The sequence below is a fragment of the Thalassobacillus hwangdonensis genome, assembly GCF_042675915.1.
GTDB classification, from domain to species: domain Bacteria; phylum Bacillota; class Bacilli; order Bacillales; family Halobacillaceae; genus Thalassobacillus_A; species Thalassobacillus_A hwangdonensis.
Window position 1 is genome coordinate 605,584 of sequence record NZ_JBHTKL010000001.1, and the last position, 24,354, is coordinate 629,937.

The 24,354-nt window shown below is 45.0% G+C and carries 24 protein-coding genes; all 24 read left to right on the plus strand.

Going from position 1 to position 24,354, the window contains the following annotated elements:
* Positions 1-1,053 (plus strand): protein-glutamate methylesterase/protein-glutamine glutaminase, encoded by a 1,053-nt coding sequence (locus ACFQ2J_RS03220; RefSeq protein WP_386056521.1) that lies wholly within the window; start codon positions 1-3, stop codon positions 1,051-1,053.
* Between the two features lie 18 nt (positions 1,054-1,071).
* Entirely contained in the window at positions 1,072-3,096 is a 2,025-nt protein-coding gene (locus tag ACFQ2J_RS03225; protein ID WP_386056523.1) for a chemotaxis protein CheW, read from the plus strand.
* A gap of 11 nt (positions 3,097-3,107) precedes the next feature.
* Entirely contained in the window at positions 3,108-3,578 is a 471-nt protein-coding gene (locus ACFQ2J_RS03230) for a chemotaxis protein CheW (RefSeq protein WP_386056525.1), read from the plus strand.
* Positions 3,579-3,622: 44 nt separating this feature from the next.
* Positions 3,623-4,228: a chemotaxis protein CheC gene (locus ACFQ2J_RS03235; protein WP_386058332.1), complete on the plus strand. Its 606-nt coding sequence runs from the start codon at positions 3,623-3,625 to the stop codon at positions 4,226-4,228.
* On the plus strand, positions 4,221-4,718 hold the full coding sequence (locus ACFQ2J_RS03240; RefSeq protein ID WP_386056526.1) for a chemotaxis protein CheD: 498 nt from the start codon (positions 4,221-4,223) through the stop codon (positions 4,716-4,718). Before ACFQ2J_RS03235 ends, ACFQ2J_RS03240 begins: the two co-directional genes overlap by 8 nt.
* Entirely contained in the window at positions 4,718-5,020 is a 303-nt protein-coding gene (locus ACFQ2J_RS03245) for a hypothetical protein (protein WP_386056528.1), read from the plus strand. Before ACFQ2J_RS03240 ends, ACFQ2J_RS03245 begins: the two co-directional genes overlap by 1 nt.
* A 42-nt stretch (positions 5,021-5,062) precedes the next feature.
* A complete protein-coding gene (locus ACFQ2J_RS03250) occupies positions 5,063-5,827 on the plus strand; it encodes a FliA/WhiG family RNA polymerase sigma factor (protein WP_386056529.1) in 765 nt (254 codons plus the stop codon).
* 37 nt (positions 5,828-5,864) lie between these two features.
* Positions 5,865-7,244 carry a DUF342 domain-containing protein gene (locus ACFQ2J_RS03255; RefSeq protein WP_386056531.1) on the plus strand — a complete coding sequence of 460 codons (1,380 nt, stop codon included), beginning with the start codon at positions 5,865-5,867 and terminating at the stop codon, positions 7,242-7,244.
* Positions 7,245-7,268: 24 nt separating this feature from the next.
* Complete coding sequence (locus tag ACFQ2J_RS03260; protein WP_386056533.1) at positions 7,269-7,580, plus strand: hypothetical protein; 312 nt, start codon at positions 7,269-7,271, stop codon at positions 7,578-7,580.
* A gap of 6 nt (positions 7,581-7,586) precedes the next feature.
* Positions 7,587-8,075 carry a DUF6115 domain-containing protein gene (locus ACFQ2J_RS03265; RefSeq protein ID WP_386056535.1) on the plus strand — a complete coding sequence of 163 codons (489 nt, stop codon included), beginning with the start codon at positions 7,587-7,589 and terminating at the stop codon, positions 8,073-8,075.
* Between the two features lie 168 nt (positions 8,076-8,243).
* A complete protein-coding gene (gene rpsB, locus ACFQ2J_RS03270; protein ID WP_386056537.1) occupies positions 8,244-8,987 on the plus strand; it encodes a 30S ribosomal protein S2 in 744 nt (247 codons plus the stop codon).
* A 98-nt stretch (positions 8,988-9,085) separates the two neighbouring features.
* A complete protein-coding gene (gene tsf, locus ACFQ2J_RS03275) occupies positions 9,086-9,970 on the plus strand; it encodes a translation elongation factor Ts (protein WP_386056539.1) in 885 nt (294 codons plus the stop codon).
* A gap of 114 nt (positions 9,971-10,084) precedes the next feature.
* A complete protein-coding gene (gene pyrH / locus ACFQ2J_RS03280; RefSeq protein ID WP_386056540.1) occupies positions 10,085-10,810 on the plus strand; it encodes a UMP kinase in 726 nt (241 codons plus the stop codon).
* Positions 10,810-11,361, plus strand: a complete 552-nt coding sequence (frr, locus tag ACFQ2J_RS03285; RefSeq protein WP_386056542.1) for a ribosome recycling factor — start codon at positions 10,810-10,812, stop codon at positions 11,359-11,361. Before pyrH ends, frr begins: the two co-directional genes overlap by 1 nt.
* 251 nt (positions 11,362-11,612) lie before the next feature.
* Positions 11,613-12,380, plus strand: coding sequence for an isoprenyl transferase (locus ACFQ2J_RS03290; RefSeq protein WP_386056543.1), 768 nt, complete (start codon positions 11,613-11,615; stop codon positions 12,378-12,380).
* Positions 12,381-12,395: 15 nt separating this feature from the next.
* Positions 12,396-13,187: a phosphatidate cytidylyltransferase gene (locus ACFQ2J_RS03295; RefSeq protein WP_386056545.1), complete on the plus strand. Its 792-nt coding sequence runs from the start codon at positions 12,396-12,398 to the stop codon at positions 13,185-13,187.
* Between the two features lie 31 nt (positions 13,188-13,218).
* Entirely contained in the window at positions 13,219-14,370 is a 1,152-nt protein-coding gene (gene dxr, locus ACFQ2J_RS03300) for a 1-deoxy-D-xylulose-5-phosphate reductoisomerase (RefSeq protein ID WP_386056546.1), read from the plus strand.
* Positions 14,371-14,385: 15 nt separating this feature from the next.
* Positions 14,386-15,642, plus strand: coding sequence for an RIP metalloprotease RseP (gene rseP / locus ACFQ2J_RS03305; protein WP_386056548.1), 1,257 nt, complete (start codon positions 14,386-14,388; stop codon positions 15,640-15,642).
* An 81-nt stretch (positions 15,643-15,723) separates the two neighbouring features.
* Positions 15,724-17,424, plus strand: a complete 1,701-nt coding sequence (locus ACFQ2J_RS03310) for a proline--tRNA ligase (protein WP_386056550.1) — start codon at positions 15,724-15,726, stop codon at positions 17,422-17,424.
* 170 nt (positions 17,425-17,594) lie between these two features.
* Entirely contained in the window at positions 17,595-21,887 is a 4,293-nt protein-coding gene (locus ACFQ2J_RS03315) for a PolC-type DNA polymerase III (protein ID WP_386056552.1), read from the plus strand.
* A 262-nt stretch (positions 21,888-22,149) separates the two neighbouring features.
* Positions 22,150-22,623, plus strand: a complete 474-nt coding sequence (gene rimP, locus ACFQ2J_RS03320) for a ribosome maturation factor RimP (RefSeq protein WP_386056554.1) — start codon at positions 22,150-22,152, stop codon at positions 22,621-22,623.
* An 18-nt stretch (positions 22,624-22,641) separates the two neighbouring features.
* Positions 22,642-23,751: a transcription termination factor NusA gene (gene nusA, locus ACFQ2J_RS03325; protein ID WP_386056556.1), complete on the plus strand. Its 1,110-nt coding sequence runs from the start codon at positions 22,642-22,644 to the stop codon at positions 23,749-23,751.
* 12 nt (positions 23,752-23,763) lie between these two features.
* Entirely contained in the window at positions 23,764-24,036 is a 273-nt protein-coding gene (gene rnpM, locus ACFQ2J_RS03330; RefSeq protein ID WP_386056558.1) for an RNase P modulator RnpM, read from the plus strand.
* Entirely contained in the window at positions 24,033-24,350 is a 318-nt protein-coding gene (locus ACFQ2J_RS03335; RefSeq protein WP_386056560.1) for a YlxQ family RNA-binding protein, read from the plus strand. Before rnpM ends, ACFQ2J_RS03335 begins: the two co-directional genes overlap by 4 nt.
* Positions 24,351-24,354 lie beyond the last annotated feature (4 nt).

Genomic DNA, 24,354 nt, shown 5'->3' on the forward strand with positions numbered 1-24,354 from the left:
ATGACTATAAAAAAAGTCCTGGTCGTCGATGATTCTGCATTCATGCGGAAAGTCATCAGCGACATGTTGAATCACGATCCAAGGCTGGAGGTCATAGCTGCAGCACGAAACGGAACGGATGCGATCGCGAAATGTCAAACGCATAAACCGGATGTCGTAACCCTTGATATTGAAATGCCGGTCATGGATGGCCTGACTGCTTTAGAGGAAATCAAGGAGAAGTACGCGATACCCGTTGTCATGCTATCCAGCTTGACTGCCGAAGGTGCAGATAGCACAGTGAAGGCAATGCAGCTGGGAGCTGTGGATTTCATCCAGAAGCCATCCGGCTCCATTTCCCTTGATATCGACACCATAAGGGAGCAAATCGTTGACAAAGTAGTCGCAGCAGCGAATGCAAACATGAGAGGGATCGTCTCCCGGCAACCGATTAAAACAGCCGTAAAATCTATCAATCTGAAAAAAAGAGGAACGGATAGGAAAAGGATTGTTGCAATCGGAACATCCACAGGAGGTCCTCGTGCATTACAGCAAGTACTTACACATTTGCCTGCAGACTTCCCAGCTCCTATCGTCATTGTCCAGCATATGCCTCCAGGGTTCACGAAATCTTTGGCTGACAGATTGAATTCCATCTCATCCATCACGATAAAAGAAGCCAGCGAAGGAGAAATTCTGCAGGATGGTACAGCTTATATCGCTCCGGGTAATTTTCATATGACACTGGATAAGCATGGGGCAGGACTTTCCATCCGCCTTGATCAGTCTGCCCCGATGAATGGCCACCGTCCTTCGGTTGATGCATTGTTCCATTCAATCGCTTTGCTGAAAGAATACATCCCCACTACCGTCGTCATGACTGGCATGGGGTCCGATGGAGCAAAGGGATTGGAGAAATTGAGACAAGCGATACCCAATACATATACCATTACGGAATCGGAAGATAGCGCAGTAGTCTTTGGAATGCCGAAAGCCGTCATCAACAAAGGGATGACGGACAAGACGGTTCCATTATCGGATATCAGCACCACTATATTGGACACGTTCGAATAAAGCCAGGGGGGATTCCAAATGGAAATGACGCAATATTTAGAAGTTTTTATTGAAGAGAGTAAAGAAAACCTTCAAAATGTCAATGATCAGCTGTTAGAGCTGGAAAAGAAACCTGATGACCTTGCCATAGTCGGTGAAATCTTCCGTTCTGCACACACCTTGAAAGGGATGTCAGCTACGATGGGCTACCAGGACCTAGCCAACCTCACCCACAAAATGGAGAACGTGCTGGACGCGGTTCGTAATGAAAAAATCCGCGTAAATTCGGAGATATTGGATGTTGTCTTCGATGCTGTTGAGGATCTGGAAGCGATGGTACTCGATATTGCAAGTGGCGGAGAAGGAAAACGGGACGTGGAAAAGGTAGTACAGCAACTGGATGCAATCGAAAAAGGTGAAGCGATCGAAGCAGCAGTTGCCGGTGGCGGAGATGAGATCGTAACGAACGCCGTCGAACTAGATGAATTCGAAATTACAGTTCTGGAAGAATCGAAAGAAGCAGGCTTTTCCCATTATGAAATCAACGTCCATCTGCGTGAGGATTGTCTGCTGAAGGCCGCAAGGGTTTATATGGTGTTTGAAGTTCTTGAGCAGGTCGGTGAAGTTGTCAAGTCCGTCCCTACGGTCGATCAGCTTGAAAATGAAGACTTCGAATCATCGTTCACCGTTCTCGTCGTAACAAAAGAATCAGCGGAAGCAGTTCAGGCAAAAGTGATGAAGGTATCTGAAATCGAAAAGGTACTCGTACAACCATTTTCCGTTGAGCTTTATACCGAACAGCAACGAGAATCTGACATGAAAGTCACTGAATTGAAAGAAGGAACAAAAGACGGTTCCCCAGTTGAGAAAGAAGCTTCCAATGAAAATTCAGGTAAGCCAAAAAAGAACGCAGCCAACAAAACCATCCGTGTCAATATTGATCGGTTAGATGTATTGATGAACCTTTTTGAAGAACTTGTCATCGATCGGGGAAGGCTTGATCAGATTTCAAGAGACCTTGACCATGGAGAGCTGACTGAAACGGTGGAGCGGATGACGAGAGTTTCAGGAGACTTACAGAATATTATCCTGACGATGCGAATGGTTCCAATCGATCAGGTATTCAATCGTTTTCCGAGAATGGTGCGCCAGTTGGCTCGTGACTTGGACAAAAACATCCTGCTTGAGATAAGTGGTGCAGACACAGAGCTTGACAGGACAGTCATCGACGAAATTGGTGATCCGCTCGTACACTTGATCAGAAATGCTATCGACCATGGAATTGAAACGCCAGAAAAACGTTCGGCCAAAGGTAAACGTGAGCAAGGTACCCTCCACTTGAAAGCGTATCATAGCGGAAACCATGTGTTCATCGAAATTACAGACGATGGTGCGGGAATCAGCCGTGAGAAAGTCCTGAACAAAGCCATCGCAAATGGGGTCATCACCCACGAGCAGGCAGAAGGGATGCCCGATCAGCAGGTCTATGAATTGATCATGGCCAGCGGCTTTTCGACAGCTGAAGTCATCTCGGATGTATCTGGTCGCGGTGTAGGACTTGATGTAGTCAAGAATACCATTGAATCCTTGGGCGGAAGTATCACCATCGATTCGAAGCTGGATGAAGGGAGCATCTTCTCCATTCAACTGCCGCTTACACTTTCGATCATTTCTGTCATGCTGGTAGAAATCCAGAAAGAGAAATATGCTGTACCGTTGTCATCCATCATTGAGACAGCGATTTTCAAAAAAAAGGACATCATGCATGCGCATAACAAAAAAGTGATCGACTTCCGCGGTAAAGTCGTACCGCTGGTATTTTTGAAAGATATTTTCGATGTACCACAGGATTCGGTCGAAGAAGATGATTATTTCTCTGTCATCATCGTCCGTAAAGGAGACAAGATGGCAGGGCTTGTGGTCGACTCGTTCATCGGCCAGGAGGAAGTCGTACTTAAAGCACTTGGCAGTTATCTTACAAATACTTTTGCGATTTCAGGGGCGACGATTCTCGGTGATGGACAAGTGGCACTGATCATTGATAGCAATGCACTGATTAAATAGGGGGCGATACCATGTCAATCGAAACGAAGCAGGATTTGAAAGTGATCGTCTTTCAGCTTAAAGACGAAGAATATGCAGTTCCGGTGCAACAGGTTGGATCCATTGAAAGAATTCAGCCGATCACTCGCGTTCCGAATACGGAAGATTTTGTGAAAGGTGTCATCAACCTCAGGGGCGTTGTCACACCTATCCTTGATCTTCGTTCACGATTCGGACTGGAAGAGACGGAACATACAGAGTCTACTAGGATGATCATCGTTTACCTGGATGATATGGAAGTAGGTTTGATCGTCGATGCAGCAAATGATGTCATCGATATTCCTGAAGAAGCCATCGAACCGCCACCGGAAGTTGTTGGAGCTGTAGAAGCGGACTATATCCGAGGAGTGGCGAAACTGGAGAGGCGACTTCTTGTACTGCTGGATCTGAACCGAGTCCTTACAAGTGATGAAGTAGATTCAATCAAGACGTTGGAAGGGTAAGATTAATTGTGACTAATTTTACGGATCGTTTCACCGACTATCATATGGATGTATTGAAAGAAATCGGCAATATCGGTGCAGGACATGCTGCGACGTCTTTGTCCCAGCTACTCCAACATAAAGTCGAGATGCATGTTCCTTCGGTCCGGATGGTCGATTTTGATGAGATGATGGAACTCGGCGGTGGTGCTGAAAAGAAGATGGTATCGGTATTCCTCCGTATGGAAGGCGATGCGCCAGGCAGTATGTTCTTCGTGCTTAGCCCTGAACAGGCCAGGAGGTTCGTCAGTATGATGATCCATTCCGAAGACGTGCAGTTCGATCAACCGCCATATGATGAGCTGGCGATTTCTGCACTGCATGAGCTTGGTAATATCCTTACAGGATCCTATCTATCTTCCTTAGCCGATTTTACGAATCTGGATCTTCACCCATCTGTCCCTTCTATTGCAATCGATATGGTAGGAGCTACCCTCAGTTTCGGTCTGATCGAACTTTCACAGGTGAGTGATCAGGCAATCGTCATTGAAACGTGCTTGAGCACGGAAGAAACGGAGCAGCAGGATGTAAAAGGCCACTTCTTCCTTCTACCTGATCCTGGTTCATACGAAAAAGTTTTCAGGTCACTCGGAGTTGAAACGGATGAATAAAGCAGTTGCAGTAATCAAAGTGGGGATTGCGGATATGAATATCGTGCGCGAAGGTAGCGTAATCCGTACATCAGGCCTAGGTTCATGTGTCGGGGTAATCATTTACGACCACTTAAAGAAAGTGGCGGGAATGGCACACATCATGCTTCCTGACAGCACACTTTCAAAAGGGAATATAAAAAACCTTGCAAAATATGCAAATACTGCGATTGATGAACTTATGAAACGCCTGCTTATGGAGAATGTAAGCCGGTTCGCTTTGAAAGCAAAAATCGCAGGAGGGGCGCAAATGTTCCAGTTTTCCAATACATCGGATATGATGCGCATCGGACCAAGGAATGTGGATGCAGTGAAGAAATGTCTTAAAGAGCATGGGATTCCTCTTATTGCAGAAGATGTAGGGGGTAACAACGGACGGACGATCGAGTTTGACCCAATTACTGGCATGTTACGTATTCGGACCGTCAATAAAGGAGTTTCAGAGATTTGATGAGTGGATCACTTTTGACGAATCTAACAGGAGCACTGCTTGGTTTTGCAATAGCATTTTTTTCTTCATGGAGTGCCAATACGTTCGAAACTTCCATCATTAGAGCAACTATTGCATTTTTTGTGCTGTTTGTTCTGATCTTTCCTCTAAGAATGGTGTTTCCAACGTTAAGAAGTGTTGAATCTTCACTTGTCCATAAGACTGAGAATAAACAATTCAATGGTGTAAATGAGCAAAGTGAAGAACAGGTGAAACAAGCATCAGCAGCCATAAAGGCGTTGTTGAAAGAAGATGCAAAATAAGCTGACGGTATATAATCAATACATCATGGTGAGGGGGATTTTATGACAAAGACGTTGTCTCCTCAGGAACAAGAGTTGTGGAATCGGTGGCATGCGGAGCAGGATATGGAAGCTGCAAATGAACTCGTCAAAATGTACGATCATCTTGTCAGCTTTCATGTGCAGCGGATCTCAGCCCACCTGCCATCCAGTGTAAGTAAGGATGATATTAGAAGTTTAGGAGTTTTCGGGCTATTTGATGCCTTGAGGAAATTCGATTTGAAGCGGGATTTGAAGTTTGATACGTACGCTTCTTTCAGGATTCGTGGTGCAATCATCGATGGGTTGAGAAAAGAAGATTGGCTTCCTCGCTCAACGAGGGATAAAGCAAAAAAAATCGATCAGATTACCGAGTCGCTCGAACAGAAATTGCACCGTCCCCCAAGTATCAGTGAAGTAGCTGAGGCAGTCAGCATGACAGAGACGGAAGTAGCAGAAGTTAATAAGGATGCTTTATACGCCAATGTCCTTTCAATGGAAGAGAAAGTTAAAGATGATGGAAGTGGACAGGACAATTCCGGATACACACTTCCGGATCCTAAAACATTATCACCTGATGCAAAGCTCATCCAATCGGAAAACCATCATGAATTGGCAGAAGCAATTCTTGAGCTTAAGGAAAATGAACAACTCGTCATCAGTCTCTTCTATAACGATGAACTGACTTTGACAGAAATCGGCCAGGTGCTCGATCTTACAACTTCGAGAATTTCCCAAATCCATGCGAAGGCATTATTCAAGTTGAAACATATCCTTTCAAAACTGTAGGAATAGAGTTCGTCAAGTAGGGAGGAGGAGTGAAAGGATGGACGGTTTCGATGATCATTTTTCAATTGCCATACACCATGATAAATTGCAGGCCGAGTTACATATTGAAGAGGAATATAAAGATCAATTGCATTTTTCACCTGATGAACTAATCCACCTTCTTAATGAGAGAAACATCATTCATGGTATAAATGAAACTGCAATCCAATCGATAGCTGACGGTCTTGATAGAAATCATTCGCCGGTTATCATCGCCTCTGGTGATGAACCTCAGGCTGGAGAGGACGGTAAGATCATCTTCGATAAACAAGAAGCAGCGATGACGATCGAACATGACGAACGTGTCAATTTCCGCGACATCCTCCAGCTTCCGACTGCCAGCGAAGGAGAGCGGATCGCCAGACTTACTCCTCCGACACTAGGGGTGCCGGGACGTAACATTTTCGGAAAAGAGCTTCCTGCGAAGCCGGGAAAATCTGCTAGGATTCGTGCCGGTAAGAACGTAAGGTGGAAAGAGTCTGGGGCAGCTTTTTACGCTGAAGCAACGGGACAACTGAGTTTCAATGAAACGACCATCCATGTCTATCCTTTGTATGAAGTACAAGGAGATCTTGATATGCGTACGGGCAATCTGGATTTCGTCGGTTCGATCCGGATCCGGGGAAATGTCCCGACTGGATATCGTATTTCCGCTAAAGGAGACATCACTATCATGGGACTGGTGGAAGGCGCTGAAATCGAAGCAGGTGGCTCCGTTCATATCCATGAAGGAATTTCAGGTCAGAAACGAGCGGTTGTACGGGCGGGTATGGATGTGCGAGCCGGTTATATCAACCAGTGTTACGTAGAAGCTGGTCGGAACATCCTTGCTGAAAATTCCATCCTTCATAGTGAATGCATTGCCAAAGAGCATATCTATTGCCAACAGGGGAACATCATTGGGGGTTCTTCATCCGCTGGTATAACCATTGAAGCGAAAGACGTCGGTAACCGAATGCATTCACCTACCGGTTTATATATCGGCATCAATAAAAAAGTACATGAAAAAGAAAAAGTCATGAAAGAAAAATCTGAACAAATCAATGAGACGATACAAAAATTGCGCAGGATCGGAAGTCTTTTGGATAGTAAGGGCAAGGCAGAAGGAAAACTGGCAATGAAGGATCGTATTACACTGTTAAGACAGAAGAATTCGCTGGATAAATGTGAGAAAGAGCTTGAGGATATTGAATTTGAGCTGGAGAGGACAAAAAGTACAATCGGAACACTTGATCATGCTAAGCTGACTGTGAAAGGGACGATGTATTCCGGTGTCGATCTCGGTTTCGGCAAATACCAGCGTAAGATTCTGCAGACCTTCAAGACAGTGAATGTCACGCTTGACGACGGCGAGGTTTGCATTACCCCCATGGTATAATCCATTCAAGGAGGTTGGAAAGTCGTGAGTTGGAAATCGATTGAAATGCAAGTAGCTTTACCTAGGACACAGGATGCAGGTAAACTTCAAGAGCAATTCCAGCAGCGGAACCAACATCTCCAGGAAAATTTGGGACAACAGCAGCTAGCCACAGACCAAACAAAGCGGAAAACCGTAAATAAGCAAGAAGCGAAAGCGGATGTCAGCCTCAAAGACGACAGTGAAGATTCGCAACAGGAGAGCTCCCGGGACCACTCTTCGGATTCAGACACAAAGGAACATACATATGAAGAAAACCATCCTTATCTCGGGAAACACATTGATTTTAGTGGGTGAAACTTAATGGTAACAACCTTATTGTTTGTCGTAAGTTTTCTTTTGCATGGTGTGACGGTCCTTGTACTGATCATTCTTGCAACAAGAATGAAGCGGGCAGAAGATTCAGAGCAGAATCAAAAGCAGGCGACAGAGGAAATCGAGCAGCTGTTTTCTGCTTATTTAATGGAAATCAAAGATGAGAACGATCGACTGAAGCAATTGCTGGAAGAAGCTTCCCCTGTTCTCCCCAAAGTGGAAAGTGAGAGAATGGAAGCGAAGGTACACGTTCCAGTAGATCATATAGCAGTTGATGAACAGGATCAGGAAGATATCAAGCATGGAAAGGTGAATACCTATCAGCCACCTAGTCCTGATGTGCAGGATACAGTAGAGGTATCTCTCAACACAAAGGTGGCCAGGCTGCATCAAGAAGGCTTTTCAGCAGAGGAGATTGCTCGCAGACTTGGACGTGGATTGACAGAAGTCGAGCTTATGCTGAAATTTAACCGTTGATTTTAAGCAAACCCTCTTGATTGAGAGAAAAGCTTATGATATATTTACTCTTGGTGTTAATACACACGCCTGCGGATTTTCTAAAGGGTGCTTTGTACAATACAAAGTCTTTAGAGGAAATGATGCCGGCGGAGGAACAAAAAAAACCAAAAAACAGGAGGAACAAACATGTCTGTAATTTCAATGAAACAGCTTCTAGAAGCTGGGGTACATTTCGGACACCAAACACGCCGTTGGAATCCGAAGATGAAAAAGTATATCTTCACGGAGCGTAACGGTATTTACATCATCGACCTTCAAAAGACTGTCAAGAAAGTTGATGAAGCGTACAAGTACATTAGGGATATCGCTGCTGATGGCGGTAACATCCTATTCGTAGGTACGAAAAAACAAGCACAGGAAACAGTACGTGACGAAGCTACTCGTTGTGGAATGTTCTACATCAACCAGCGTTGGTTGGGTGGAACGTTGACGAACTTCCAAACGATCCGTAAGCGTATCAAACGTCTTAAAGACATCGAGCGCATGGAAGAGGACGGTACATTTGATGTACTTCCTAAGAAAGAAACTGTTATGTTGCTTAAAGAAAAAGATCGCCTTGTCAAATTCCTAGGCGGAATCAAAGAAATGAAGAGCCTTCCGGACGCTCTATTTGTAATCGATCCACGCAAAGAGCGTATCGCGATTGCTGAAGCTCATAAATTGAACATTCCAATCGTTGGAATGGTAGATACAAACTGTGACCCTGACGAAATCGACTACGTCATCCCAGCGAACGACGATGCGATTCGTGCTGTCAAATTGATGACTTCTAAAATGGCTGACGCTGTTCTTGAAGCAAAACAAGGCGAAGAAGAAACAGAGGTTGCTGAAGAAGCTGAAACTGAAGCAGCAGAAGCTGCACAAGAGTAAGAGAAGGTTTCAAAGGTGATAAGGGGGAAAACCTTTTATCACCTTTTTTAAAGCAAACGCTTATTACTTAAGCTTGTTACTTAAAAGGAGGAAAAATAATGGCTGTAACTGCAAAAATGGTAAAAGAACTTCGTGAAAAAACAGGTGCTGGAATGATGGATTGTAAGAAGGCACTTACTGAAACTGACGGAGAAATGGACAAAGCGGTAGAATGGCTTCGTGAAAAAGGGATCTCCAAAGCTCAGAAGAAAGCGGATCGTATCGCGGCTGAAGGTTCTGCATCCATCCATACAGATGGAAACGCTGCTGTCCTTCTTGAAGTTAACTGTGAAACGGACTTCGTTACGAAAAACGACCAGTTCAAAACATTGTTGGTCGAGCTAGGTAAACACCTTCTTTCCCAAAGACCTGCAACTGTTGAAGAAGCACTTGAACAGAAACTTCACGGAGAAGGCGACACGTTGAACGATTATATCACTACTACTGTAGCTAAGATCGGAGAAAAAATCTCCCTTCGTCGTTTCACAATCGCTGAAAAGACTGACGCGGATGCATTCGGTGCTTACATCCACATGGGCGGTAACATCGGTGTATTGACGGTTCTTGAAGGTTCTACAGATGAACAGGCAGCAAAAGACGTTGCAATGCACGTAGCAGCTGTAAATCCTCGTTATGTATCTCGTGATGCAGTATCTGAAGAAGAAGTGAACAAAGAGCGTGAACTACTGAAAACTCAAGCGATGAGCGAAGGCAAGCCTGAAAACATCGTTGAGAAGATGGTAGAAGGTCGTCTAGGTAAATACTTCGAAGAGATCTGCCTGCTTGAGCAAAGCTTTGTTAAAGACCCAGATCAAAAAGTGAAGAAGTTCGTTGAGTCCAAAGGCGGCAAAATCAACGGCTTCGTACGTTACGAAGTTGGCGAAGGTATGGAAAAACGTGAAGACAACTTCGCAGAAGAGGTTATGAGCCAAGTTAAAAAATAATTATGGTTGAATCATAGGGGACACGCTTGTGTTCCCTATTTTCAAACATGCTACATAGCTCTCGAGGCGATGTCGATATTCAATCAACAGACACTATTTGATATGGAGGTTACTATGACAACAGCTCGTTACCGTAGAATCGTTTTGAAATTGAGTGGGGAAGCACTGAGTGGGGATCAGGGATTCGGTCTTGATCCGAAAATCGTGCAGTCCGTAGCAAAGCAAGTAAAAGAAATTGCAGAATTGGGTGTGGAAGTAGCAGTTGTCGTAGGTGGCGGAAACATCTGGCGAGGAAAAGTCGGAAGCGAGATGGGAATGGATCGTGCGAATGCTGACTACATGGGAATGCTGGCAACTGTTATGAACTCGTTGGCATTGCAGGATAGCCTTGAAAACATCGGCATTCCTACACGTGTACAGACATCCATCGAAATGCGTCAAGTAGCAGAGCCGTACATCCGTCGAAAAGCGATCCGTCACCTAGAGAAGAAACGCGTCGTTATTTTCGCGGCTGGAACAGGTAATCCTTACTTCTCCACCGATACGACTGCTGCTTTACGGGCAGCTGAAGTCGAAGCTGATGTCATTCTGATGGCAAAAAATAATGTAGATGGTGTGTACAATGCAGACCCAAGAGTCGATAAGGATGCTGAAAAGTATGACCAGCTCTCCTATCTTGATGTTCTGAAAGAAGGTTTGGGTGTTATGGACTCCACTGCATCTTCATTATGTATGGACAACGATATTCCTTTACTGGTATTCTCTATTACAGAGGAAGGTAATATTAAAAAAGCCGTATTAGGCGAAAATATAGGAACGATTGTTAGGGGGAACAAATAATGGCGATAATCAAAGAAACTGAAACGAAAATGGATCAGGCGATCCAGGCGTTCACACGAAACTTGGCTACAGTCCGTGCCGGTCGTGCAAACCCGAACCTTTTGGATAGCGTATATGTGGATTATTATGGAGCATCAACTCCACTGAATCAGCTTGCGCAAGTATCTGCACCGGAAGCACGTCTGCTTGTTATTACTCCATACGACAAAAGCGCGATTGCTGAAATTGAAAAAGCAATTCAGAAAGCCGATCTTGGTCTGTCTCCTTCCAGTGATGGTAATGTTGTTCGTATCAACATCCCTGCACTTACGGAAGAGCGTCGTAAGGATCTTGTCAAAGTTGTCGGTAAATATGCGGAAGAAGCGAAAGTCCAAGTCCGTAACATCCGTCGAGACAGCAATGACACGTTGAAAAAGCAGGAAAAAGATGGAGAGATTACGGAAGATGAGCTTCGTTCCGGACAGGATGACGTCCAAAAGGTTACGGATAAGTACGTAGCTAAAGTTGACGAGCTTGCCAAAAATAAAGAAGCAGAAATCTTGGAAGTATGATTCATTGAGGATGTGATTCCTCAAGGTTTGTAAAAAGGGATGATAGGCCGCGCTGCAACTTCTTCGTAGCGCGGCTTTCTTTTTTACCATGTCAAAACCTGCAAGCTAGCAGGAGAAACACGAATTCGAGATTTTTACATAGATGATCCTGACGTCATATGCCCTGTTCCCACTTTCGGTCACAGTCGGCATATAGTAGGATAATAGTATATAATAATAAAGATGAGTATCCTTTATTGGAGGATGTAGTTATGTCGATCAGACTTCCATTCATGAAAAAAAGAATAAAACACGAGCCTCAACCGGTAGGGCTTGAACTGAAGCATCTCCCTTCTCATATCGCCATCATCATGGATGGGAATGGAAGATGGGCGAAGAACCGAGGTATGCCAAGGATAGCCGGGCATAAGGAAGGCATGAATGTTGTAAAGAAAATTGTCAGGTGTGCTTCTGATCTCGGTATCGAGACGTTGACGTTATATGCATTTTCCACTGAAAATTGGAAACGTCCGAAAAAAGAAGTCGAGTTTTTGATGAGGCTGCCGATGGAGTTTCTGAATACATACTTGCCTGAATTGATCGAAAAGAATGTCCGAGTAGAAACGATCGGAGATTTCGAGGGGTTACCTCCTCATACGAAACAGGCAGTATCAGAAGCGAAAGAGAAAACAAGAGAGAACACCGGCATGGTATTGAACTTTGCCCTGAACTACGGGAGTCGCCACGAAATGCTTGAAGCTGTGAAAAGTATTTCCATGCAAGTGAAGGAAGGCCGTTTAGACATCGATGATATTGACGAAGATGTATTTACGGACCAGCTATTCACCTCGAAATTCAAGGAGCCGGACCTGTTGATCCGTACAAGCGGCGAACAGCGTCTCAGCAACTTCTTACTCTGGCAGCTCGCCTATACCGAGTTCTGGTTCACAGATGTGTACTGGCCTGATTTTGATGAGGCTTATTTTGAAAAAGCACTATATGATTACCAAAACAGAAAACGTCGTTACGGCGGAATTTAAGGTGTTGATGTCGCAATGAAACAAAGAACAATTACCGCAATCGTCGGAGCACTCATATTACTACCACTTGTCATGCTGGGAGGATGGCCCTTCATCATTTTCGTCTACATTATTGCAAGTGTAGGAACATTTGAATTAATTAGGATGAAAAAGATTTCTAGGTACTCCATTCCATCCATAATTACAATAATATTATTATGGGCACTAATGTTACCATTTGACTATCTCACATGGCTGGAAATTGAAGTTCCAAAATCAGAATTTACTTTTCTTGCTGTAATCTTATTATTAAGTTATACCGTATTAGTTAAAAACCGTTTTACATTCGATGATGCTGGCTTTTTGTTGCTGGCTGCCATATATGTAGGAATGGGATTTTACTATTTGATCGAAACGCGAAATGCGCCCTCTGGACTTGATTATGTGTTTTATGCTTTATTTGTCATTTGGGCGACAGATACAGGAGCATATATTTTCGGAAGGTTGTTCGGTAAGCGTAAATTGTGGCCGAAAATCAGTCCAAAGAAGACGATTGAAGGGGCGATCGGGGGGATTTTCCTTGCCTGCATCGTGGCCTTCATTTTCCAGATGGTCAACCCGATCAAGGATTCGACTATCCTTGTCCTTCTTGTCACAATCATTGTTTCCATTTTCGGACAAATCGGAGATCTTGTGGAATCGGCTTTCAAACGCCATTACGCAGTGAAGGATTCAGGAAATATTCTTCCCGGACACGGAGGTGTACTGGATCGCTTCGACAGCTTGATTTTCATTTTGCCATTACTGCATTTGATTAATTTTATTTAATAGGATTCATAGAATAGTGGGAGAGAGATATATGAAACGAATAACTGTTTTAGGGGCAACTGGATCGATCGGTATTCAAACGCTTGATGTCATCAGGCTTCATCCCGACAATTTTGCAGTACATGCATTGGCGTTTGGAAGAAACATAGAAAAGGCAGTGCCGTTGATTCAGGAGTTCAATCCCGAGATGGTCGTCGTCCAGGATGATCATGTCAAAGATGAGTTATTAAAGCAGCTTGTCAACTATGAAGGCGAGGTACGTTCAGGTATCGAGGGCATGGTGGACGCAAGTATCCATCCGGATGTCGATATCCTGCTCAATGCGGTCATGGGGAGTATCGGTCTGACAGCGACAATGCGTGCCATCCAGGCAGGTAAGACGATCGCGATAGCTAACAAAGAGACGTTGGTAACCGCTGGTCATCTCGTTATGGAAGAGGCGGAAAAGTACGGAGTTGAGCTTCTGCCGGTGGATAGTGAACATTCCGCCATCCATCAAAGCCTCAATGGAGAAAACCCTGCGCGCATGGAAAGGCTGATCCTGACAGCATCAGGTGGAAGCTTCCGTGACAAAAAACGGGACGACCTTGTAGGTGTAACGGTAGAAGATGCGTTGAATCATCCGAACTGGTCCATGGGAGCGAAGATTACGATTGATTCTGCTTCCATGATGAATAAGGGTCTTGAAGTGATTGAAGCGCATTGGCTTTTCGGACTTCCATATGAAAAAATCGATGTCATCCAGCATAGGGAAAGTGTCATTCATTCGATGGTTGAGTTCGTGGACCGGAGTGTCATGGCACAGTTGGGCACCCCGGATATGAAGGTCCCCATACAGTATGCACTTTCGTATCCCGACAGACTTGATTTACCTAAGACGAAACGGTTAGACTTAGAGGAAATTGCAACCTTGCATTTTGAAAAGATGGACTTTGAAAGGTTTCCTTGCTTAAGAATGGCGTACGAAACAGGGAGGATGGGTGGATCGATGCCAACGGTCCTCAATGCTGCAAACGAGCAGGCTGTCCAGCTGTTCCTAGATGGCCGGATATCTTTCCTTGATATCGAAGCGTTGATCGGGAAGGCGCTTGAGAAACATGATAAAATAAGGAAACCAGACCTAGAGACAATAATGGAAATCGATAAAGAGACAAGAAAACAGGTTCAAACCTATATCAATTAAAGGCAGGTGCTAGATTTGACTACAGTTATCGCGTTCATTCTCATGTTCGGACTGCTGGTTTTCGTGCATGAGTGGGGACATCTCATCTTTGCAAAGCGATCTGGTATGTTAGCGAGGGAGTTCGCAATCGGCTTCGGTCCAAAGATTTTTTCGTTCATGAAAAATGAGACGTTATATACGATCCGGTTGCTTCCCATTGGCGGCTACGTCCGTGTTGCCGGTGAAGATCCTGAAATCATCGAGTTGAAGGCAGGCCATCATATTGGGCTGGAATTCGATGGAGCAGGAAAAGTGAATAAGATCATCGTCAATAATAAAGACAAGCACCCGGATGCACGTGTAATCGAAGTCGAACATGCCGATCTCGATCATGCATTGAAGATTGTCGGTTATGAAATTGATGAAGATGAACGACTGGAGTTTGATGTAGATCCAAAAGCGTTCTTCGTAATGGATGAGAAGGAAACCCAGATTGCTCCATACAATCGTCAGTTCGCTTCCAAGTCGGTTCCACAGCGTGCGATGCAGCTGTTTGCCGGTCCGATGATGAACTTCGTCCTCGCGATCATCATTTTCTTCATTCTCGGCTTGGTCCAGGGTGTTCCTGTCGATGAAGCGCGACTCGGAAAAGTTATTGAAGATTCGCCTGCACAAGAAGCGGGATTACAATCGGGGGATGAAATCATTTCCGTAGATGGACAGCAAGTCTCCACTTGGGAAGGGTTTACGGAAATCGTCCGTCAGCATCCCGATCAGGAACTTACCCTTACGGTGAGCAGAAATGGAGATACCGAGGAATTGAATGTTACTCCGCAAAGCGTCCAGGAAGGGGAAGCAACCATTGGTCGGATCGGTATCGAACGGGCATTTGATGAATCGTTCACGAAGACTGTCCAATTCGGATTCACTCAGACCTATGACTGGACGAAGCTGATTCTCGTCAATTTAGGTAAGCTTGTCACAGGTCAATTCTCACTCGATATGCTATCAGGGCCGGTCGGAATCTATGATGCGACAGATCGTGTCGTACAGACCGGTTTCATCAATTATATGATGTGGACTGCCATCCTGAGTATCAACCTTGGAATCGTCAATCTATTGCCGCTTCCTGCATTGGATGGCGGAAGATTGTTGTTTGTCGGTCTAGAAGCTGTAAGAGGAAAGCCGATCGATCCACAAAAAGAGGGAATCGTCCACTTTATTGGATTCGCCTTGTTGATGCTGCTGATGCTGGTCGTTACCTGGAACGATATCCAGCGACTTTTCTTGTAAAAACATATTCAGAGCTGGGAGTATTTCATATGAAACTTATACTTCCAGCTTTTTCAACTTATCGTATTGGGGTGTAAAGAAATGAAACAAAGTGAAATGTTATTACCTACGTTACGCGAGGTACCTGCAGATGCTGAAATAAAAAGTCATCAGCTATTGATGCGTGCCGGTTATATCCGCCAGATCGCTTCAGGTATTTACAGTTACTTGCCTCTTGGAAGGAAAGTACTTAGAAAAGTAGAAGAAATCGTCAGAGAAGAGATGGATAAAGCAGGGGCTCATGAAATGCTGATGGCAGCGATGCAGCCGGCTGAACTTTGGAAAGAGACTGGACGCTGGAACACATTCGGTCCGGAATTGATGCGTCTTCATGACAGGCACGACCGCGAATTCGCCTTGGGAGCTACCCATGAAGAGGTCATCACAAGCATCATCAGGGATGAAGTAAACAGCTATAAGAAACTTCCGTTGACGGTCTATCAGATCCAAAGCAAATTCCGTGATGAAAAACGCCCTAGGTTCGGTCTGTTGCGCGGCAGAGAATTTCTGATGAAGGATGCGTACTCCTTCCATGAATCTTACGAATGTCTGGATGGTACATATCAGAAGATGTTCGATGCGTACTCTAATATCTTCCGCCGCTGCGGGCTTAACTTCCGTGCTGTTGTGGCTGATTCAGGTGCGATGGGTGGAAAAGATACCCACGAATTCATGGTGCTCTCTGAAGTTGGGGAAGATACGATCGCTTATTCGGATACTTCGTCCTACGCTGCAAATATCGAAATGGCACCGGTGATCACCACTTATGAGAAGTCAGATGAGTCATTAAAGGAACTGGATAAAGTATCCACTCCTGACCAGAAGACAATGAAGCAGGTGGCGGATTTCCTTGGACATGAACTACAGGAAGGAATCAAAGCGATTCTGTTCAAGGTCGATGAAGCGTTTGTCATGGTGCTGACTCGTGGCGATCATGAAGTGAATGATGTGAAACTTAAGAACCTGTTCGATGCAGGATATATCGATTTAGCAACAGAGGAAGACACACGCCGCCTGTTAGGGACAGGGTTCGGTTCTCTTGGTCCGATTGGTGTGTCAGATGAAGTGGAAGTTGTCGCTGATTTCGCAGTAGAAGCATTGGTCAATGCATCATGCGGAGCGAATGAAGAAGGATACCACTATACGAACGTCAATCCTGGAAGAGATTTTGAGGTTTCCAAATACGCTGACCTACGATTTATCGAAGAGGGTGATCCATCCCCGGATGGTGAAGGCACGATTAAGTTTGCACGTGGAATCGAAGTTGGACATGTGTTCAAACTTGGAAAATTCTATACAGATAAAATGAATGCATCATTCCTGAATGATCAAGGTAAAGCGACAACGATGCTCATGGGCTGCTATGGGATTGGAGTTTCACGTACACTAGCATCCATCGTAGAGCAGTATCATGATGATAACGGCATTACCTGGCCAGCGAATGTCGCTCCATTCCAGGTGCATCTTCTTTCTTTGAATCCAAAGAAAGAAGAACAGTTGCAACTTGCTGATCAGTTATACAGCCAACTGCAGGAAGCAGGGATTGAAGTGCTGTACGACGACAGGAAGGAACGTGCGGGAGTTAAGTTTGCAGACAGCGATCTGATCGGTATTCCATTACGTATTACCGTAGGCAAGCAGGCTGGTGAAGGCGTCGTAGAATTCAAAGTAAGAGCTTCCGGCGAACAGTCCGACATTGAAAGTGGACAAGTAATCACTAAAATCAGAGAAATGCTTTCCTGATTAAACCGGATGTTTATCCATTTATGCTGTGATAAAATGAAAGTATGATCAAAAGAGTAAGACCTACCCTTGCTTGGTACTTGAGGCGAGGGTATATTTTTTGTACACGTACCGCACGATGCGACATTCATCGATAAGGACGATCCAATGTTTGATGGGGAGGAAACACCATGGCCGTTTCAAACCGTGAAAAAATGGAATTGTTGATCGAACAGATCCAGTTCCCCTCAGATTTAGCAGAAACACACCTGAAGAACAGCAGGTTACAGAAGCTCGAAGTTTTCCGTCAAAACAAATGCTGGCATTTCCATTTCGAGATGGAATATGCATTGCCTCCTTCTGTATATGAATTGTTTATTACGAAGCTGCAGGAGGGTTTCAGGCATATAGCTTCGGTGGACTGGACCATCCATACGACTACGAAAGAAATCCAGGTGGATGAACTGACTGGTTATTGGAGATGTTTCATTCAATCTGTGCCTAAGCTTTCACCTGCTTATAAAGACTTGTTGTTACAGCAGCAACCAGAGATAAACGGTAATAAGATTATGTTAACTTGTAGGAATGAGGCGGAGAGTCATGCGATTCAGAAGAAATTGCATGAACCCCTCAGTCTATTTTGTAAGAAGGCTGGGATTCAGTCTTGCATGATCACAACCAAGGTTAAGGATCAGCAGGAAGAAATCAAGAAATTCCAGGAACTGAAGAAGAAAGAAGACGAGTTGTTCGTCCAGCGCGAGATTCAGAAAAAAGAAGAACGTCAGAAGCAGCAGCAGTCCCAGGAACATCAGGGACCGATCGAGATCGGATACCCGATCCAGGAACAACCGGATCTTATGCGCGACATCCAGGAAGAGGAGCGCCGCAAAGTCGTCCAGGGCCATGTGTTCGACGTAGACATAAAAGAACTCCGGTCAGGACGCCATCTATTGCTGTTGAAAGTGACCGACTATACCGACTCCTTCTCAATCAAGATGTTTTCTCGGGGGGATGATCATGCAGAGCAATTCAAAGCGATCAAAAAAGGTATGTGGATCAAGGCTCGTGGTGGAATCCAGACGGACAACTTCACCCATGAACTGACAATGATGGCGAATGACATCAATGAAGTGAAGCCGCTGCTGCGAATGGATGAAGCAGAGGAAGGGCAAAAGCGTGTCGAATTGCATGCACACACGACGATGAGTCAGATGGATGCTCCTGTAGCACCATCCAGATTGATTGAAACTGCAGCGAGGTGGGGACATGAGGCAATCGCCATCACAGACCACGCTGGCGTGCAGGCGTATCCTGATGCGCATGCGGCTGGAAGTAAAAACGGCATCAAAATCCTCTATGGAGTCGAGGCTAACTTGGTGGATGATGGAGTTCCAATCGCATATGAGGTTCAGGACAGAGACCTGACCGAGGGAACGTATATCGTTTTTGACGTGGAAACGACAGGACTATCAGCAGTCTATGACAAAATCATTGAACTGGCCGCTGTAAAACTGAGAGACGGTGAGATTGTCGATCGGTTTGAAGCTTTCGCCAACCCGCATCATCCATTATCCCAAACGACGATTGAGTTGACAGGTATCACGGATGACATGGTTAAAGATGCACCGGAAATAGAAGAAGTGCTGAAAGACTTCCACCAATGGATGGGAGACGACATCCTTGTCGCACATAATGCAAGCTTTGATATGGGCTTCCTGAATACAGGTCTGAAACGGATCGGCCTCGGCAAGTGTGAAAATCCGGTCATAGACACGCTTGAACTGGCAAGGTTCCTTGTGCCTGAGTTGAAGAACCATCGTTTGAATACGTTATGTAAGTTTTTCGATGTAGAGCTCACACAGCACCACCGTGCCATCTATGATGCTGAGGCGACAGGCTATCTATTGTGTAAGCTGTTGAAAAAAGCATTCGAACGCAATATTACCAATCATAAGAATCTTAATGATTATATGGGAGAAGGAAATGCTTATCAGCGCTCCAGACCTTCCCATTGCACACTGCTCGCAACTGATTCGACTGGATTGAAGAACATTTACAAGCTTGTCTCACTTGCACATGTAGATTACTTCTATAGAGTACCGAGAATTCCCCGCTCCAAACTTGTCCAGCACCGAGAGGGAATCATCATCGGTTCCGGCTGTGACAAAGGCGAAGTGTTCGAGACGATGATGCAGAAATCTGAGGAAGAAGCTGAGAAGGTAGCAGAGTTCTATGATTATATTGAAATTCAGCCTCCTGGTAACTATCATCACCTGATTGAGAAAGAACTCGTCCAGAACGAAGCTCAAATCTATGATATTTTGAAAAAACTGATCGCCATGGCAGAGCGGATGGGTAAAAAAGCGGTCGTAACAGGGAATACACATTATATCGACCCACATGAAAAAATGTACAGACAGATCCTTATCTCATCCCAGAACGGGAATCCGCTCAACCGTCAGACTTTACCGGATGTGCATTTCAAGACAACGACCGAACTGCTTGAGGAATTTTCCTTCCTCGGTAAAGAAAAAGCACAGGAAGTAGTAGTGACGAATACACAGGCAGTCGCTGCGATGATCGGTGAAGTATCTCCGATCAAAGATGATCTTTTCACCCCTAATATCGAAGGGGCCGATCAGGAAATCAGGGAAATGTCCTATAACCGGGCGAGAAGCATCTATGGGGATGATTTGCCTGAACTGGTAGAGAAAAGACTTGAGAAGGAACTCGACAGTATCATCGGACACGGTTTCGCGGTCATCTATCTGATCTCCCAGAAGCTCGTTAAAAAATCGCTGGATGACGGATACCTGGTAGGTTCACGTGGGTCGGTCGGTTCTTCTTTCGTCGCGACGATGACGGAAATAACCGAAGTGAACCCGTTGCCGCCGCATTATGTATGCGGCTCATGCCGCCATCATGAATTCTTCACGGATGGATCGATCGGAAGCGGGTTCGACCTGCCTGAGAAAGATTGTCCGAAATGTGGAGAAGCCTATAAAAAGGATGGGCAGGACATTCCCTTCGAAACCTTCCTCGGTTTCAAAGGGGATAAAGTTCCCGATATCGACTTGAACTTCTCCGGTGAGTATCAGCCGCACGCCCATAACTATACGAAAGTACTGTTCGGTGAAGATAAAGTGTTCCGTGCAGGTACGATCGGTACCATTGCCGAAAAGACAGCATATGGCTATGTGAAGGGATACGCCGGTGATCGTCAGCTGCAGTACCGGAATGCGGAAATCGACCGACTAGTGCAAGGCTGTACTGGTGTGAAACGGACAAGCGGTCAGCACCCTGGAGGAATCATCGTTGTACCTGATGATAAGGAAATCTATGATTTCACGCCGATTCAATTCCCGGCAGATGACAATAAATCAGAGTGGAAGACAACCCATTTCGACTTCCATTCCATCCATGATAACCTGCTTAAATTGGATATACTCGGACACGATGATCCGACAGTCATCCGCATGCTTCAGGATTTAAGTGGGATCGACCAGAAAGAGATCCCTGTCGATGACCCGGAAGTTATGAAGATCTTCAGTGGACCGGAAGCACTCGGAGTGACTGCCGATCAGATCATGTGTAAAACAGGAACCCTGGGTGTACCTGAATTCGGTACACGGTTCGTGCGCCAGATGCTTGAAGATACGAAGCCGAGCACCTTTGCAGAACTTGTCATCATTTCAGGATTATCCCACGGTACAGATGTATGGCTCGGAAATGCCCAGGAACTGATCAACGATGGCATCTGTTCACTTCCCGAGGTAATCGGTTGCCGTGATGATATCATGGTCTATCTGATGCACCAGGGCCTTGAACCTTCGCTGGCATTTAAAATCATGGAGTTCGTCCGTAAAGGTAAAGGACTTCAAGATGAATGGATAGAAGAAATGAAGAAACACGGTGTTCCAGACTGGTATATCGACTCCTGTAAAAAGATCAAGTACATGTTCCCGAAAGCGCACGCTGCCGCATATGTACTGATGGCTGTCAGGATCGCTTATTTCAAAGTCCATTACCCGATCTATTTTTATGCAGCGTACTTCACTGTACGTGCAAGTGATTTTGAATTAGAGACGATGGTCAAAGGTTCTTCTGCAATCAAAGCTCGCATCGCGGAAATCAATGAAAAAGGAAATGATGCGTCACCTAAAGAAAAGAGTCTTCTTACCGTACTTGAATTGTCTCTTGAAATGTGTGAACGTGGGTATTCTTTCAAAAATGTCGACTTGTATCGATCTAGCCCGACGGACTTCCTTGTAGAAGACAATGCGTTGATTCCTCCATTCAATGCTGTGGATGGTCTTGGTACGAATGCGGCATTGAATATTGATAAAGCAAGAGAAGACGGAGAATTCCTGTCAAAGCAGGATCTAAGAGAACGCAGCCGCATCTCGAAGACCGTATTGGAATACCTGGATTCACAAGGATGCTTGGAAGGAATGCCGGAAGAGAATCAGCTCTCTCTCTTCTAAACAGTGGTAACAGTGGGCTTTCTTGCAAAAAAAAGGTACGTATGGTATATTTTTAAATGGCTAGAGTAATGATACGTGACGACCGAAAGAGTGGGGCAACCCACTCTTTCGTATTATCCATAGAAAGTATGGAAACGGTTCTCTTTTCACTCGCACTACACTAGTTGTAGTGCAGTATTTATGTAAGCGATAAATCATTTACCATTCTTATAGGATATGCAAATGAATGAGATACTAATTCTAACTTGAAGGAGGGCATGGTATGGGAAAGAATGTTACAACAGTCACTGAAGAAATGGTCCAGCCGATTTTGGAACAGATGGACCTCGAGCTGGTCGATATCGAGTTCAAAAAAGAAGGGAAGAACTGGTTCCTTCGTGTTTTTGTCGATAAAGAAGGCGGTGTAGACATCGAAGAATGCGGCCGCGTTTCGGAACAGCTCAGTGAAAAGCTGGATGAAACGGACCCGGTTGAGTTCCCTTACTTTCTTGAAGTGTCTTCGCCGGGGGCAGAACGACCTCTTAAGAAGAAAGAAGACTTCAGGAGGCATGTCGGACATCGGGTCTATATCAAGCTCTACGAACCGATGGAAGGTGAAAAGGAAATCGAAGGGGATCTTACATCCTTTGAGAATGATACAGCTACCGTCGAAATGAAAATCAAAACGAGAACGAAAACATTTGAAATTCCTTATGAAAAGATAGCTAAAGCCCGATTGGCTGTAAGCTTTAACTAATAAAGGGGGAGAAGACAGTTGAGCAACGAACTTTTTGAAGCAATACAGTATCTGGAGAAAGAGAAGGGAATCAACAAAGATGTCCTGATCGATGCTCTTGAGGCTGCGCTGATTTCAGCTTACAAAAAGAATTTCAATTCCGCTTCCAATGTGCGGGTGGATTTGAATGAAGAGGCTGGATCCATGAAAGTGTATGCAAGAAAGAACGTAGTAGATGAAGTGATGGATCCACAGGAAGAAATCTCGGTGGAAGACGCCAAAGAAATCGATCCGAACTATGCGATTGAAGACGTTATTGAACTTGAAGTGACACCTAAAGATTTCGGACGAATTGCTGCTCAGGCAGCGAAACAGGTCGTTACCCAGCGTGTCCGTGAAGCGGAGCGTGGTGTCATCTATGGTGAATTCATCGACCGCGAAGAAGATGTAATGACAGGGATCATTCAGCGAAAGGACCCTCGGTTCATTTATGTAAATCTCGGTAAGATTGAAGCGAGACTACCTGAAGCGGAACAGATGCCGACAGAAACATACGAAGTACATGATCGCTTGAAAGTTTTCATCACCAAGGTGGAAAATACAAACAAAGGTCCACACATCTATGTTTCCAGAACGCACCCTGGTCTATTGAAGCGTCTGTTTGAAATGGAAGTTCCTGAGATTTTCGACGGTACAGTCGAAATCAAATCAGTTGCACGTGAAGCAGGTGACCGTTCCAAGATTTCTGTATATGCGGATAATGAAGAAATCGATCCGGTAGGTTCCTGTGTCGGACAGCGTGGACAGCGAGTCCAGGCGATCGTCAATGAATTGAAAGGCGAGAAGATCGATATCGTACAGTGGTCTGAAGACCCGGTGGAGTACGTGTCGAATGCACTCAGCCCGTCCAAGGTCGTCCGTGTCCTGGTCGACGAAGAGGAAAAGGCTACGACTGTCATTGTTCCTGATTATCAGTTATCATTAGCAATTGGGAAGCGCGGACAGAATGCAAGACTTGCTGCCAAGTTGACAGGCTGGAAGATCGACATCAAGAGTGAATCAGAAGCGGCGGAAGAAGGTCTGCTTGATGATACAGCGGATGCATCTGAACAAACTTATTCTGAGGTCGACGAAGATCTGTTCGAATAAGGAGGTGCTGTCATGGGACGCTCTAAGAAGATACCACTAAGAAAATGTGTCGTAACCAAAGAAATGAAAGCAAAGCAGCAGCTGATTCGAGTTGTACGGAACAAAGAGGGAGAAGTCTTTGTCGATGAAACCGGCAAGATGAATGGTCGAGGCGCATATGTCTCGAAAGACCTTGACATCATCGAGAAGGCGAAGTCCCAGGATATACTCAGCCGGCAGCTGAATACCAAAGTGGACGAAATGATCTACGAGGAATTGAAAAGGTTCGCTGGTGACAAGGGATGAACGAAAAAAAGCATCTCAACCTGCTCGGGCTCGCCGTACGTGCAGGGAAATGTACCGTCGGTGAAGAATCCATCATCAAAGATATTCAAAAAAAGAGAGCAAAGCTCGTATTGATTGCCAATGATACGGGACACCAAACAAAGAAGAAGCTGATCGATAAATGCAGCTTCTACCATATACCTTATTATCTGATAGAAGATAGGGATACATTATCCCATGCTATCGGAAAAGTGGGGAGAGTCGCGATCGCAGTTCTTGACCAAGGATTCGCGAAAAAAATGCAATCGCTGCTCGATGAATCTATTCGGGGGTGAACAC